This window comes from Streptomyces sp. NPDC054796 (assembly GCF_053611545.1).
The window spans coordinates 128,690-142,458 of the sequence record NZ_JBSHAO010000011.1; the positions used below are offsets into that span (position 1 = coordinate 128,690).

16 protein-coding genes are annotated in these 13,769 nt (G+C 72.8%); 8 read left to right on the plus strand and 8 right to left on the minus strand.

Annotation, left to right across the window (positions count from 1 at the left end; genetic code table 11):
- Positions 1-204: 204 nt before the first annotated feature.
- Both ACWGJ2_RS12305 and ACWGJ2_RS12310 read left to right on the plus strand, forming a co-directional pair.
- On the plus strand, positions 205-1,158 hold the full coding sequence (locus tag ACWGJ2_RS12305) for an endonuclease/exonuclease/phosphatase family protein (protein ID WP_453345977.1): 954 nt from the start codon (positions 205-207) through the stop codon (positions 1,156-1,158).
- Positions 1,159-1,293: 135 nt separating this feature from the next.
- Positions 1,294-1,821 carry a GNAT family N-acetyltransferase gene (locus ACWGJ2_RS12310; RefSeq protein WP_453345978.1) on the plus strand — a complete coding sequence of 176 codons (528 nt, stop codon included), beginning with the start codon at positions 1,294-1,296 and terminating at the stop codon, positions 1,819-1,821.
- Positions 1,822-1,866: 45 nt separating this feature from the next.
- On the opposite strand, the gene ACWGJ2_RS12315 is transcribed toward ACWGJ2_RS12310, so the two are convergent.
- On the minus strand, positions 1,867-2,418 hold the full coding sequence (locus ACWGJ2_RS12315) for a YbaK/EbsC family protein (protein WP_453345979.1): 552 nt from the start codon (positions 2,416-2,418) through the stop codon (positions 1,867-1,869).
- A gap of 138 nt (positions 2,419-2,556) precedes the next feature.
- Between ACWGJ2_RS12315 and ACWGJ2_RS12320 the strand changes: the two genes are divergently transcribed.
- On the plus strand, positions 2,557-3,144 hold the full coding sequence (locus ACWGJ2_RS12320) for an N-acetyltransferase family protein (protein ID WP_453345980.1): 588 nt from the start codon (positions 2,557-2,559) through the stop codon (positions 3,142-3,144).
- A gap of 21 nt (positions 3,145-3,165) precedes the next feature.
- Here the strand turns inward: ACWGJ2_RS12320 and ACWGJ2_RS12325 are convergent, their stop codons facing one another.
- Positions 3,166-3,738, minus strand: coding sequence for a helix-turn-helix domain-containing protein (locus tag ACWGJ2_RS12325; protein ID WP_453346035.1), 573 nt, complete (start codon positions 3,736-3,738; stop codon positions 3,166-3,168).
- Between the two features lie 102 nt (positions 3,739-3,840).
- Between ACWGJ2_RS12325 and ACWGJ2_RS12330 the strand changes: the two genes are divergently transcribed.
- Positions 3,841-4,716 (plus strand): EamA family transporter, encoded by an 876-nt coding sequence (locus ACWGJ2_RS12330; protein WP_453345981.1) that lies wholly within the window; start codon positions 3,841-3,843, stop codon positions 4,714-4,716.
- Positions 4,717-4,974: 258 nt separating this feature from the next.
- On the opposite strand, the gene ACWGJ2_RS12335 is transcribed toward ACWGJ2_RS12330, so the two are convergent.
- Entirely contained in the window at positions 4,975-5,778 is an 804-nt protein-coding gene (locus ACWGJ2_RS12335) for an acyltransferase (protein WP_453345982.1), read from the minus strand.
- 134 nt (positions 5,779-5,912) lie between these two features.
- Between ACWGJ2_RS12335 and ACWGJ2_RS12340 the strand changes: the two genes are divergently transcribed.
- The gene (locus ACWGJ2_RS12340; protein ID WP_453345983.1) at positions 5,913-6,488 is read left to right on the plus strand and encodes a gamma carbonic anhydrase family protein; all 576 of its coding nucleotides are present in this window, start codon (positions 5,913-5,915) and stop codon (positions 6,486-6,488) included.
- An 81-nt stretch (positions 6,489-6,569) separates the two neighbouring features.
- Here ACWGJ2_RS12340 and ACWGJ2_RS12345 read toward each other — a convergent pair whose 3' ends face one another.
- Positions 6,570-7,358, minus strand: a complete 789-nt coding sequence (locus ACWGJ2_RS12345; protein ID WP_453345984.1) for a DedA family protein — start codon at positions 7,356-7,358, stop codon at positions 6,570-6,572.
- Between the two features lie 201 nt (positions 7,359-7,559).
- On the opposite strand from ACWGJ2_RS12345, the gene ACWGJ2_RS12350 reads away from it, so the two are divergent.
- On the plus strand, positions 7,560-8,633 hold the full coding sequence (locus ACWGJ2_RS12350; RefSeq protein WP_453345985.1) for a hypothetical protein: 1,074 nt from the start codon (positions 7,560-7,562) through the stop codon (positions 8,631-8,633).
- A 156-nt stretch (positions 8,634-8,789) separates the two neighbouring features.
- Entirely contained in the window at positions 8,790-10,112 is a 1,323-nt protein-coding gene (locus tag ACWGJ2_RS12355) for an MFS transporter (protein WP_453345986.1), read from the plus strand.
- Here ACWGJ2_RS12355 and ACWGJ2_RS12360 read toward each other — a convergent pair.
- From ACWGJ2_RS12360 to ACWGJ2_RS12370, 3 genes are all read right to left on the minus strand, one after another.
- Positions 10,052-10,897 carry a spermidine synthase gene (locus tag ACWGJ2_RS12360; RefSeq protein WP_453345987.1) on the minus strand — a complete coding sequence of 282 codons (846 nt, stop codon included), beginning with the start codon at positions 10,895-10,897 and terminating at the stop codon, positions 10,052-10,054. The two genes, ACWGJ2_RS12355 and ACWGJ2_RS12360, sit on opposite strands and share 61 nt — an antisense overlap.
- Before the next feature lie 78 nt (positions 10,898-10,975).
- Positions 10,976-12,193, minus strand: a complete 1,218-nt coding sequence (gene tuf / locus ACWGJ2_RS12365) for an elongation factor Tu (RefSeq protein WP_453345988.1) — start codon at positions 12,191-12,193, stop codon at positions 10,976-10,978.
- Between the two features lie 140 nt (positions 12,194-12,333).
- Entirely contained in the window at positions 12,334-12,519 is a 186-nt protein-coding gene (locus tag ACWGJ2_RS12370) for a hypothetical protein (RefSeq protein ID WP_453345989.1), read from the minus strand.
- A 209-nt stretch (positions 12,520-12,728) separates the two neighbouring features.
- Between ACWGJ2_RS12370 and ACWGJ2_RS12375 the strand changes: the two genes are divergently transcribed.
- Positions 12,729-13,472: a TVP38/TMEM64 family protein gene (locus ACWGJ2_RS12375; RefSeq protein WP_453345990.1), complete on the plus strand. Its 744-nt coding sequence runs from the start codon at positions 12,729-12,731 to the stop codon at positions 13,470-13,472.
- A gap of 19 nt (positions 13,473-13,491) precedes the next feature.
- Here the strand turns inward: ACWGJ2_RS12375 and ACWGJ2_RS12380 are convergent, their stop codons facing one another.
- Positions 13,492-13,701: a DUF6011 domain-containing protein gene (locus ACWGJ2_RS12380; protein ID WP_453345991.1), complete on the minus strand. Its 210-nt coding sequence runs from the start codon at positions 13,699-13,701 to the stop codon at positions 13,492-13,494.
- Between the last annotated feature and the right edge of the window lie 68 nt (positions 13,702-13,769).

The following is a 13,769-nucleotide window of genomic DNA, read 5'->3' on the forward strand; positions in this document are numbered from 1 at the left end:
CCCGACAGCCCCGCGTCGGCCCGGCGCTGGAATGTGACCTGGATCTCCCCGCCCCGCCGCACAACGGGGCGTTAGCGGTGGCGCCCAAACGCGGTCCTTCCGGCAGGATGAGGCGGACCAGGAACGACCCGCACCGAGTCCGGCTGAGACGCGGCGGAGACGCTCCGACGTGTCGAGACCGCACGCTTCGGAGGGATCACCGCCTTGATACGAAGAAGGCACCGTCTCCGCTATCTGATCGCCGCCTTCGGCGCGCTGGCACTCACCGCGCAACTGGGGATCAACAGCCCGGAGGCCGAGGCCAGCACCGACCTGAGGTTCTGGCACTTCAACATGTGCGGCAACAAGTGCTGGACGGCTGGCGCTCCGCACAACTACCTGCCCGGCACCGACACCCGCGGGGAAATCCCCGTACGGGCGGCCCAGATCGTGGAATCGGTCGGCAACTACAGCCCGGACGTCGTCACCCTGAACGAGGCCTGCTACACCCAGTACCGCCACATCCGCGAGGCTCTGGTCGCCCAGGGATACCACGCGACGTACGCCAGCAGCAGCCAGACCTCCGGCGAGCACTGCGACGGGGGAGACACCGCGTTCGGCATGGCGCTCTTCTCCAAGAAGCCCATCGCCACCCCCCGGGAGACCCACAACCTCGGCGACACGCAGATCCACGCGCTCTGCGCCGACACCGCCCTCGGCTCCCGCCCCGTGAAGGCCTGTTCCGTACATCTCTCCGTCGACGACCCGGACGACCCCGCGGACGACGGCAAGCGGGAGGAACAGGCGACGAAGCTGGCGGCCCTGGCCTCCGGGTGGCACGCCACGAAGCCGGTGGTGCTGATGGGTGACTTCAACGCGCAGCCGTTCGACGCCGACATGGACAAGTTCTACAGCCACAGCGGTGGCGAGGGGATCTTCAACGAGGCCGACGAGTCGGACGCGGACCACTCCTCCTCCTGGCCCCCGGGAGCCGTCCGGGGCCAGAGCGGGGAGATCACCTTCACCTCGTCGACGACCGTTCCGCCAATCCTGAAGAAGATCGACTACATCTTCCTCAGCGCCGCCGACTTCAGAGCCGTCGAAGGCGACAGCCTCTACGGCGGCGAGCGGCGCACCTCCGACCACCGGGTCTACCGCGGCGGTGCCACCTGGCAGTGAGCACACCCCGGGCCTCAGAAGCCGCCGGACAGGTCCCCCGCCGACAGGGGTGCGGTCGACGTTGAGGCAGTACCGCTTGCCACCCCGCCCGTAAACCCCGTGCTGGGCCGCAAGGTACCGCGTTAGCGTCCGGGCATGATCAATGAGCGACACGTGGGACGCGTGCGGCCTGCCCGTCCCGATGACGCGCCCGAGCTGGTGCGGCTGCGCCGCGTGATGTTCGCGGCGATGAACGGGAGGGACCAGCCCGGCGACTGGGAGCGTGCGGCCGAGAAGGCGGTGCGGCGCTTTCTCTCGGAGCCGGAGGGGGAGCGGCGCTTCGGCGCGTTCGTCGTCGACGCGGACGAGGACGGGGACAGCGGCGGGACCAGGGGGCCGCGGCTGGCCGCGTGTGCCGTGGGGACCGTGGAGGAGCGGCTGGCCGCTCCCCCGCATCCGGACGGGCTCTTCGGCTTCGTCTTCAACGTCTGCACCGACGCGCCCCACCGTGGCCGCGGCTACGCCCGCGACACGACGCGGGCCCTGCTCGGCTGGTTCGCGGACCGGGGCGTCACACGCGTGGACCTGCACGCCACGCCGGAGGCCGAAGGTCTCTACCGCGGGCTCGGGTTCACCACGCACTCGATCCCGCTCTCGCTCGGCCTCCCGGCACGGGGACGGTAACGGCCCGCCCTGTGCCTCCGAGGCCCCGGGACCGCGTGGCGCCTCTCAGACCCCGAGTCCCTCCAGCAGCACCACGTTCGGCAGCCCCGCGAGCGCCTTGCCGGGGACGATGAGCTTGCCGCGGCGGCGGCCGCTGCCGACCAGGACCCAGGGGAGGTCGGCCACGGCGGTGTCCACCAGGAGCGGCCAGTCGGCGGGGAGGCCGAAGGGGGTGATGCCGCCGTACTCCATGCCGGTCTCCTCGACCGCCGTGTCCATCGGCGCGAACGACGCCTTTCGCGCCTCCAGCTGGCGGCGCACCGCGCCGTTGACGTCCACGCGGGTGCGGGAGAGGACGAGGCAGGCGGCGAGCGTGCGCTCCCCCGCCCGCTTGGCGGCGACCACGACGCAGTTGGCCGAGGTCTCCATCAGGTCGGCGCCGTAGTTCTCCACGAAGACGGCCGTGTCGGCCTTCTCGGGGTCGGTGTCGACGTAGAGCAGCTGCTCGGCCGGTACGGGCCCGGTCCACGCCCGTACCGCGTCGGCCGCCGGGCCGTCAAAGTGCTCGGCCTCGGCGGCGGGGACGGCGTTGTCGAAGTCTCCGATGGGTGCGCGCATGCCGCGCACGCTAACAGGACCGCGCCCGGCGCTTCCCGCGTACGTCCGCCGCACGGCGAACGCGGACACCGTAACGCCACGACGGCGCCGTTACGATACGTATGACCGTTTTACCCCGTAGAGAGCCGAGAGCCGACGATGCCGACAGCGCAGCCGACCGACCACGACGGGACCGACCGCTCCGGGATCGACGTGCGGCCCATGGCGCTGGACGACCTGTCCGCCGTCCTCGCCCTGGGCAACAGCGTCTACGACACCGCCGTCATGCCCTATACGGGGTGGTCGCTGACGGCCGTCGCCACCCATCTGGACGCCTCGGCGCCCGCCTGCCGCGTGGCCGTCAGCACCGATGGGGGCCGGCTCGCGGGGTTCGTCCTGGGGTCGATGTCCTTCGAGCAGCGCGACGACTGGGGCTATCTCGAATGGATCGCCGTCGACCCGGACTTCCAGGGGCACGGCGTCGCGGGGCGGCTGGTCAGGGCGTGCTGCGAGGCGCTGGAGTCGGCGGGCGCCACCTGTGTCGTCACCGACGTGGAGGTGGACAACACCGCCTCCAGCGCCCTGATGCGGCGCAACGGCTTCACCGAGGGCGCCACCATGACCCTCTTCGTGCGCGAAACCGGGGACGGCGCCGCGCACACCCCCTCCGGACGCGTCCCGCGCGGCCACCTCGCCCGCGCGGTGCGCCCCGCGCCGCCCGGCGAGGACGCGGGCCCCACCACCTGACGGCCCCGGAAGCAGCCGCCGTCAGCGCGGAGCCGGTACCGAGACGGCCATGGTCATCTCGACAGGCTCGTCGCCGTCGTTGCGGAACGCGTGCGCGACGTCGGACTCGAAGCTGGCCGACGTGCCCGCCGGTACGGCGTGCACGGAGCCGTCCACGGTGAGCGTGAGGTGCCCGGCCGTGACGTGGACCAGTTCGGTGGTCCCGGCCGGATGCGCGTCGGACTCGGAGCCCTCACCCGGCATCAGCCGCCAGGACCACAGCTCCAGTGGCCCCGGTGCCTCCGCGCCCGCGAGCAGCGTGCTGTGGCTGCCCGCCTCCGTCGACCACAGGCGCACCGCCTGCTCGGCGGGCACGAGCCGGACCCGGGGCTCCTGGTCGAAGTCGAGCAGCGTGGTGATGCTGACGCCCAGCGCGTCGCCGACCTTGACCACCGTGCCGACGCTGGGATTCGTGCGGGCCTGCTCGATCTGGATGAGCATGCCGCGGCTGACTCCGGCCCTGGCGGCGAGCGCGTCCAGGGTGTAGCCACGCTCCTGGCGCCAGCGCTTGAGATTGCGGGCGAGGGACTGCGTGAGGCGGTCGAGGTCCGTCACGGGCTTCCGCACCGTCCAATATTCTGGATGACAGCGTTCACTTCACTGAACTACTCTGTGCTGGACTTTACTGTTCACGACACTGTACTGCGAGGTAGACCCATGACCGCAGCCCTGGCCCTGGCCACCAGTCTGATGTGGGGACTGGCCGACTTCGGCGGCGGGCTGCTCACACGACGTATGCCCGCGCTGACGGTCGTCGTGGTCTCCCAGGCCCTCGCCGCCGCCGTCCTCGGCGCCGTCGTGATCGCGATGGGCGGGTGGAGCGAGTGGGGGCCGCAACTGTGGTTCGCGGCTGGGGCCGGTGTCGTGGGCCCCGTCGCGATGCTCACCTTCTACAAGGCGCTCGCCCAGGGCCCCATGGGCGTCGTCTCGCCGCTCGCCTCTCTCGCGGTGATCGTGCCGGTCGGCGCGGGCCTCGCGCTGGGCGAGCGTCCCGGCTGGCTCCAGGCCCTCGGCATCACCGTCGCCATCGCGGGCGTCGTCCTGGCGGGCGGCCCCGAACTGCGCGGTGCCCCCGTGCAGCGGCAGACGGTGGTGCTCACCCTCGTCTCCGCGCTGGGCTTCGGCGCGGTCATGGCGCTGATCGAGCACGCGTCGACGACCATGGCGGGGCTCTTCCTCGCGCTGTTCGTGCAGCGGGTGTGCAACGTGGCCGTCGGCGGCGCCGCGCTGTTCGCGCAGAAGCAGCGCGGCGTCCCCGCACTCCCCTCGCTTCCCGAGGGCGGTGGCCGCCGCGTCGTCGTCGCCGCGCTGCCCGCGCTCGCCTTCGTCGGGCTCGCGGACGTGGCCGCGAACGGCACGTACATGGTCGCGGCCCAGACCGGCCCCGTGACCATGGCCGCCGTGCTCGCCTCGCTCTATCCGGTGATCACGGCCCTCGCCGCGCGCGCCGTCCTCCAGGAGCGGCTGCGCCTCATCCAGGCGGCGGGCGCGGGGCTGGCCATGGCGGGCACGGTCCTGCTGGCCTCGACCTGACGCTGACGTGCGCTTCGTCGCCGGGCACCGGCTCTGGGGCCCTCTCCTGACGCCCCGCTCAGAAGTGACGCACCAGCCACGCCAGCAGCGCGACCCCTTGGACGGCCACGGCGATCGCCAGCAGGATGCGCAGGGTGCGGTTGCTCAAGGCGGCCTCCCGGGCGCGGGCCCGTACGGTTGACGGAGCGTCAGCCGCGCGGCCAGGGCCCGGCCCGCCGGGCACCCCAAAGGGAACCTCGCGAGCACGGCCGGGCGCGGCTACCGCTCCTCGGCTGTGCGGTCCAGTGTGCCCCCGGACGCCGTCCCCGTATCACGTCCGGCATCGCGCACCGCGTCGTGCACGACGTCGCACACGGCCAGATCGGACAGCGCCACCAACTGCTCGGGGGTCACGCCCTCGGGGATCGGCACGGGCGGCGGCGTCCGCAGCGGCGGCTGCCAGCCCTGCTCCGGGTCCCAGCGCCGCACCACCCGGGCCGGTGCGCCCGCGACGACCGCGTGGTCGGGTACCTCGCCCCGTACGACGGCGCCCGCGGCCACCACCACGTTCCGGCCCAGCCGCGCGCCGGGCAGGACCACGGCGCCCGCGCCGAGCCAGCTCCCGCTGCCGATCTCGACGGGCGCGGTGCGCGGCCACTGCCTGCCGACGGGCTCTTCCGGGTCGTCGTAGGAGTGGTTGGTGGAGGTGACGTAGACGTACGGGCCGCAGAAGACGTCGTCCCCGAAGGTCACCGACGTGTCCGCGATGACGTGACTGCCGCGGCCGAGCACGACCCCGTTGCCGAGCCGCAGCACGGTGTCGGGCCCGAGGTCGAGGTCGGGCATCATCCCGGCCGTCAGGGTCACTTCCTGGCCGATCACACAGTGGTCGCCGATCTCGATCCAGGGCGCGCCGAAGACCGTCCCCTGCGGGAACGCCAGCCGCGAGCCCTCGCCGATGCGGCGGAAGGCGTGGGGCCCCGGACGGTCGGCCGTGACGGCACCGGCCCGCTGCGCCCAGCGCCAGGTGCCGTGCACCGCGCGGGACGCCAGCGACGAGAACATGTTCCGGATCGAGGGCACGCCCGTCACCGTAATGGGCGGGGCGGGTGCCGGTGGTGTCCGATGTGCTGTGATCTTCGACCCACCCATCGCATACGGTTCACTCAGGCGCGCGAAGGTACACGTACGCGTACGACGGAGAGCGAGCGAAGACAATGGCGCAGCATGAAGCGGTGATCGCGGGAGTCGGCGGCCGGGAGCCGAAGGTCGACGACGAGGCGTACGCGGCGCCCACGTCCGTGGTGGTGGGCGATGTGACCCTCGGCGCGTCGTCCAGCGTCTGGTACGGCGCGGTGCTGCGCGGCGACTGCGACGCCATCACCCTGGGCGCGGGCTCCAACATCCAGGACAACTGCACGGTCCACGCCGACCCCGGCTTCCCCGCCCACGTCGGCGAGCGGGTCTCGGTCGGGCACAACGCGGTGCTGCACGGCTGCGTCGTCGAGGACGACGTGCTCGTGGGCATGGGCGCGACGGTGCTCAACGGCGCCCGGATCGGTGCCGGTTCGCTCGTCGCGGCGCACGCGCTGGTGCCGCAGGGCATGCGGGTGCCGCCGGGTTCGCTGGTGGCGGGGGTGCCGGCGAAGGTCAAGCGCGAGCTGACGGAGGAGGAGCGCGAGGGCATCAAGGCCAACTCCGCGATGTACGTGGAGCTGGCCCGTACGCACCGTGCCTCGCTCCCGACGAACGGCTCGCACGACGGCACCGAAGGCAGCGAAGGGGACGGCTGACCGGGCCGCTTCTCGCCCGGGGCCGACGGGCCGTCGCGCCGGTCGGCTCCGGGTGGAGACGAGACAGGGGGAGCGGGCGCGTCAGTCCCTCGCGGTGGCGGGCTGCGGCTCGCGCCCGGTGCCCGGGGAGTCAGCGGGGCCCTCGGCGGCGGAGTCCCCGGTGGCGTCCTCGCCCCCGGTCCCACCGGTCCCGCCCTGGGCCGACGCCGGATCGCCCGCCTCGGCCTCAGCCTCGGCCTTCGTCGCCGCCTCGGCCTCCGCTTCCGCTTCCGCCTTCTTCGCGCGGCGCTTCAGCATGAGCATCGAGCCGAGCCCGACCAGCACGGCCGCGACGAGCCCGAGCCAGGAGAAGCGCTTCAGCCACGCCTCGGCGACGATGCCGACGTAGTAGATGACGGCCGTCGTACCGCCCGCCCAGACGATGCCGCCGAGGACGTTGGCGGTCAGGAACTTCCAGTACGGCATCTTCAGCACACCGGCCAGGGGCCCGGCGAAGATCCGCAGCAGCGCGACGAAGCGGCCGAAGAAGACCGCCCACATGCCCCACTTCTCGAAGGAGCGCTCCGCCGTGGCCACATGGTGCGGCCCGAAGTGGCGGGGGAACTTGCCCCCGAGCCAGGCCAGCAGTGGCTTGCCGCCCTTGCGGCCGATGGCGTAGCCGATGGAGTCACCCACGATCGCGCCCGCCGTGGCGGAGGCGCCGAGGACCACCGGATCGATCTCGCCGTGCTGGGACGCGAGCAGAGCCGAGCTGACGAGGACGATCTCACCGGGGAGCGGGATGCCCAGGCTCTCCAGCCCGATGACCACCCCCACCAGGAGATAGACGCTGACGGCCGGTACGGACTCCAGCCACTCCTGGACGTGCAACTCCGCTGCCTCCCACGATGATCGGCCCGGACCCGCCCGGGCACGCGTTCGCGAAGCCTACTCGATCCGCCCCCGCACCCCGTCGGAGCAGCCAGGAGGACGGCCCGGAGAGCAGCCGGAGGGCAGCCGGAGATCGCGGCTCGGTACCGAAGCGAGGGCGGGCGTGGTACTCGCGGTAGGGGCCGCATATGGTTAGCCGCCATGTGGCCAGGACAACAGCAGCCCGGTGGCGAGCAGAACCCTCAGCAGCCGAACCCGTATCAGCAGCCGGGTTACCAGCAGCCCAACCCGTACCAGCAGCCCGGGTACGGTCAGCCGCAGCCGGGACAGGGACCGAATCCGTACGCGCAACAGCCGGGACAGCAGCCGGGGCAGGGGCCCGGACAGCAGCCCGGTCAGCCAGGACAGCCGGGACAGCACCCCGGGCAGCAGGGGTGGGACTACCCGACATACCCGGGCGGGCCCCAGTCCCCCAAGGGCGGGGGCGGCAAGCCGAAGGGCGCGACGATCGCGATCATCACGGCCGTCGCCGTGATCGCCGCGGCGGGCGTCACCGGCTTCTTCCTCTTCCAGGGCGACGACGAGAAGGACACCGCCGGCGGCGGCGCGCCCTCGGCGTCCGCGAAGCCGTCCGCCACCGCGGCCGAGGAGGACGGGAAGCCGGAGACCGGTGCCTCCAAGGACCCGTCCGAGCCCGTCGTCCCCGGCTGGCAGACGGTCATCAACCCCAAGCACTACTCGGCCTTCGACGTGCCCAAGAACAGTGACTGGGAGATCGCCTCGCAGTCCACCATCACGGGCTTCGAGGACGACAAGGGCAAGGTCCTGGTGGCCATGTCGGCGCCCGCCTACTTCAAGCAGGACTGGTGCAAGAGCAGCACCCGTGGCGCGGTCGGCACCAAGGGCGCCCAGGGTTCGCGCAACACGAAGGAGGCCGCCGAGATCGCGGCGACCAACTTCGTCCTCGCGGGCTACGACCAGAAGCAGAAGGGCACCCTCAAGGAGACCAAGGCAAAGCCCTTCGCCAACAAGCACGGCATCAAGGGCCACATCGCCGCCGCGAGCGTCACCGGGGCGCCCAAGGAGGACAAGTGCTCCGCGGACGGCAAGGCGGTGGCGGTCTCCTGGATCAACGCCAACGACGACCTGGCGATCTGGGTCCTGTACTCGGACACCGGCGTCAAGGACGAGATCCCGGAGAGCACCATCAAGAAGATGACGGCCAGCCTCCGCACGTACGGTGAGCCCGGCGAGGGCGACGAGCCCCGCGGCTGACCTCCGGGCACGGCCACCGAGGACCGAGGGCCTGCCACTCGCGGCGCACGAGGCCGCGGGCGGCAGGCCGCCTCAGCGACAGGACCAGAGCCAGGGCCAGGGCCACGGGGCGACCCCTCACGGCACTGCCTCGGCGAACAGATCGGAACGACACCAGTGGGCCGCAACTTCCACCTGCTCACGGCCGCCGCCGTGGTCACGGGCCTGGGCAGTGCCGGGGCCCTGATCGCGTCGGCCTTCGCCGTGCTGGAGTCGGGGGGCAGCGGCACCGAGGTCGGTCTGGTCGCCGCGGCCCGTACGGTCCCGCTCGTCCTGTTCCTCCTCATCGGGGGCGCGGTCGCCGACCGCATACCCCGGCACCGGGTGATGGTCGCGGCCAACGCCCTCAACTTCCTCTCCCAGGGCGCCTTCGGGCTCCTGGTGCTCTCGGGGCACGCGCAGCTCTGGCAGATGATGCTGCTGTCCGCGCTCGGCGGCACGGGACAGGCGTTCTTCGGCCCCGCGGCCGAGGGCATGGTGCTCTCCAGCGTGCGCGGCGGCGAGGGCGCGGGCCGCGCGTTCGCGGTGTTCCGGGTCGCCATGAACGGCGCCAACATCGGCGGCGCGGCACTGGGCGGCGCGCTGGTCGCCGCCGTCGGCCCCGGCTGGGTGCTCCTCGTCGACTCGCTGGCCTTCGCGGTGGCCGGGGCCCTGCGCGCCTTCCTCGACGTCAGCCACGTGCCCGAGCGCGAACCCGGCGAGGGCATGCTCGCCGATCTGCGCGAGGGGTGGCGCGAGGTCGTCGGCAGGCCCTGGCTGTGGGCCGTGGTGCTCCAGTTCGCCGTCGTCAACGCCGTGGTCGCCGCCGCCGAGGCGGTCTACGGGCCGCTGGTCGCCGAGGAGCACCTCGGCGGCGCCCGCCCCTGGGGCATCGCGCTGGGCGCCTTCGGCGCGGGCACCGTGTGCGGCGCGCTGCTGCTGACCCGCTGGAAACCCCGGCGGCTGCTGCTCACGGGGGCACTGTCCGTCTTCCCCCTCGCGCTGCCCTCGGCGGCGCTCGCGGTGCCCGTCTCCGCCCCGACGCTGGTCGCGGTGATGTTCGTGAGCGGGCTCGCCGTGGAGACCTTCGCCGTGACGTGGATGCTGGCGCTGCACCAGGAGATACCCGAGGAGAAGTTCTCGCGGGTCTCCTCCTACGACTGGCTCGGTTCCGTCGCCATGGTCCCCCTCGCCACCTCGCTCGCTGGTCCCGTCGAGTCCCTGGTGGGCAGGCCGACGGCGCTGTGGGGGTGCTCGGCACTGATCGTGCTGCTGACGACCGCTGTGCTGTGCGTGCCCGACGTACGGAACCTGCGCCGCCGCTCCCCCGCCGCTCCGGCCTCCCCCGACGGCCCCGACTTTCCCGTCGAAGCCGCACAGGGCACGACGGGGGACGACGATCAGCCCACGCTGAAGGCGCCGTCGGGCGGCTCGGGCGAGGGCACCTCCTCCCCGTCCTGAACCGGTGCCACGCCCCGGGTGAAGCGCTCCAGTGCCTCCCCGTACTCCACCCGCGCCGGAAAGACGTCCGCGACGGAGCGCCTGGCCAGCGTCTCGACCGGGAACGGCTCGCGCGAGGCGGCCACCACGATGTTGCCGAAGCGGCGGCCCCGCAGCACCGAGGGCTCGGCGATGAGGAGCAGCTCGTCGAAAACGGCGGCGAAGGTCGCGAGCTGGGAGGCGAGGAAGGCGAAGGGCGCGGAGTCTGCGAGGTTGGCGAGGTAGATCCCGTGCGGGCGCAGTGCGCGGGCGACCGCCTGGGCGTAGGGCAGCGTCGTCAGATGCGGGGGTACGCGCGAGCCGCCGTAGACATCCGCGAGGACGACGTCCAGGGAGCCGGGCTCCGCCTCCTCCAGCACCTCGCGGGCGTCGCGCGCCAGCAGCCGCACCCCGGAGTCGTCGGGGAGGGGAAGGTACTCGGTGACCAGGTCCAGCAGCGCGGCGTCGGTGTCGGCGACGTCCTGCCGGGACCCGGGCCTGGTGGCCGTCAGATAGCGCGGCAGGGTCAGCGCGCCACCGCCCAGGTGCAGCACGTCGAGGGGTTCGCCCTCATCGGCTGCGGTGTCCAGCACGTGCGCGACGCGTCGCGCGTACTCGAACTCCAGGTAGGTGGGGTCGTCCAGATCGACGTACGACTGGGGTGCGCCGTCGACCGTGAGCAGCCAGCCACGGGCACGGTCGATGTCGGGCATCAGTTTCGCGGAGCCGCTGTCGACGGCGCGGCTCACGGGTATCGGCTCGTCCACCGTCCCATTGTGGGGGTGGCCCCGCCGTACGCTCCAAGCGCGTACGGCGGAACCGCCCCTCTCCTCGGCCCGGCGTCCTCAGCCGTCCCCTTCGCCGACGGCGGCGACGGCGACGGCGCTGACCGCTGTGACGGTTCCGGCGCCGACCGTCCGGCCGCCCTCGCGGATCGCGAAGCCCAGCCCTGGCTCCAGGGGCACGGGGTGCCCCAGCTCGACCGTCATCGTGACGGTGTCGCCCGGCAGGGCCATGCCCTCGGTACCGAGGTCGATGGCCCCGTCGACGTCCGCTGTGCGGATGTAGAACTGCGGCCGGTACCCGGTGTACACCGGGTTGCGGCGTCCGCCGTCCCTGGCGGGCAGCAGATAGACCTCGGCGGTGAAGGCCCGCCGTGGCGTGACGCTGCCGGGCGCCGCGACGATGTGCCCGCGCCGCACCGCGTCGCGCGCGACCCCGCGCAGCAGCAGCGCGACGTTGTCGCCCGCCTGCGCCTCGTCCATCGGCTTGCCGAAGGTCTCCACGCCGGTGACGACGGTCTCCGTCTCCTCCCGCGTCTCCCCGCCCGTCAGCCGCACCCGGTCGCCGACGCGCACTGTGCCCCGCTCGATGGCCCCGGTGACGACGGTGCCGCGCCCGGTGATGGTGAGCACGTTCTCCACCGGGAGCAGGAACGGCGCGTCCACATAGCGCTCTGGCACCGGCACATAGGTGTCGACGGCGTCCAGCAGCGCCTCGATGGCACCGGTCCAGCGCGGGTCGCCCTCCAGCGCGCGAAGGCCCGAGACCCGGACGACGGGAAGCGCGTCCCCGTCGTAGCCGTGCGCGGTCAGCAGCTCGCGCACCTCCAGCTCGACCAGCTCGGTCAGCTCGTCGTCGGCCGCGTCCGCCTTGTTCAGCGCGACGACGACGTGCTCGACGCCGACCTGCCGCGCGAGCAGCACATGCTCGGCGGTCTGCGGCATCACGCCGTCGAGCGCGGAGACGACGAGGATCGCCCCGTCGAGCTGCGCCGCTCCCGTGACCATGTTCTTGATGAAGTCCGCGTGGCCCGGCATGTCCACATGCGCGTAGTGCCGGGTGTCCGTCTCGTACTCGACGTGCGCGATCGTGATAGTGATCCCGCGCGCGGCCTCCTCGGGCGCCTTGTCGATGCGGTCGAAGGGCACGAAGGTGCCGGAGCCGTTATCGCTGAGCACCTTGGTGATGGCGGCCGTCAGCGTCGTCTTGCCGTGGTCGACGTGGCCCATGGTGCCGATGTTCAGGTGGGGCTTGGTGCGTACGTATGCCTGCTTGGGCATGATGCGTCCTCGTCAGCAGCGCGGCATCCGCGTGGGCACCGGCGGTCCGGTGCCGCTCACGCGGTGTCACGGTGGATTTCGGGACCCCAAGAGCCCGCCGACCCTCCCCCTGCGGGGTCCTCGGTGCGATCCGGGAAGGGTCAGCTTCGGGCGCCGTCGGCAGGCGTGAGGACGGGATGTCCGGCCGCGTGCCCGGTGGCGGCATGCTCGGTGGCGGCATGTGCGGCGGCAGCGTGCTCGGCCGCGACGTGCCAGGTGGCGGCAGCCATCAGCGCGTGGGCGGCGAGTGCCGCGCACGGTGCTGGGAAGAAGGGCTGCCGGAACATGCCGGAATGATCGCCCGCCCAACTGCCCCGCGTCGAATGATTTTTCGGTGAACTGTGCGGAACGCCGCCCGATGAACGCGCCGCACCGCTGCGCCCCTGCTCGGGCGGGGTGAACGGGGCGGAGCCCGTTCGGTTCCCTCCAGAGGGGGTCGTGTTCGTCACCGCCCGACGGCCGCGCGGGGGCCACCTCCGTCGGTTACGCTCCCCACGTGCCCGTCCCCGTAACGCAGTCCGACGGACGCCCCGCCCGTCTCGCTCAGACACTGCTCTCCCCGAGGTCCCGACTCGCCCTGCTGCTGGTGCTGCTGTGCGCCGCGGGGGCCTCCATGCTGCTGTACGAGCCCCAGCGCCTGCTGTCCCAGGGCTGGCCCGCCCAACTCTCGGGCGCGGCCGCCGTGGTGCTCTTCGCCGTCGCCTACGGGGTGTGCACGGCGGCCTTTGTGCCACGTCCGGTTCTGAACCTCGCCGCGGGCGCGCTGTTCGGCGCCCAGGCGGGGACGGTATCGGCGACGGCGGGCACGGTCGTCGGTGCGGGCATCGCGTTCGGTCTGGGCAGGGTGCTCGGCCAGGACGCGCTGCGGCCACTGCTGCGCGCCCGGTGGCTGACGGCCGCCGACCGCCAGCTCAGCCGCCACGGGTTCCGCTCGATGCTGGTGATCCGGCTGATGCCGGGGGTGCCGTTCGCCGCGTCGAACTACGGCGCCGCGGTCTCCCGCATGAGCTGGCTCTCCTTCCTCTCGGCCACCGCGATCGGTTCGATCCCGAACACCGCCGCCTACGTCGTCGCGGGCAGCCGCGCGACGGCGCCCACCTCGCCCGCCTTCCTCGCGGCCTTCGCCTTCATCGCCCTCTCGGGACTGGGCGGCGCGTTCTACGCGTGGCGCAAGCGCGGGCAGCTCCGCGCCGCCCCTTCCGGGGAACCGTCCCGTCCCGTGGACAGCACCGCCCCGTAGAGCCCCTGGGGCCAGCTCGTCAGAGCCCCGGGAGGGGGTCCTGTTCGACCTCGTGGGCCGGGGGTGTGGGCGCGATGCGCGGGTCCAGCTTGCCGCGGCACTCCGGGCCGAGCCCCCACATCCGGGCCTCGCGATCCCTCAGCGGACGGCCGCACATCCGGCAGGTGACGCGCCGCCGCGCCTCGGCGGGCAGCTCGTCGTCGGGCACCAGCATGGACTCGTCGCTCATGGCCCCTGTGTACCACCCGCACGGCCTCCTCCCTCCGCCGCGCTGCCCATGCGGTCCGCGCCGGTACG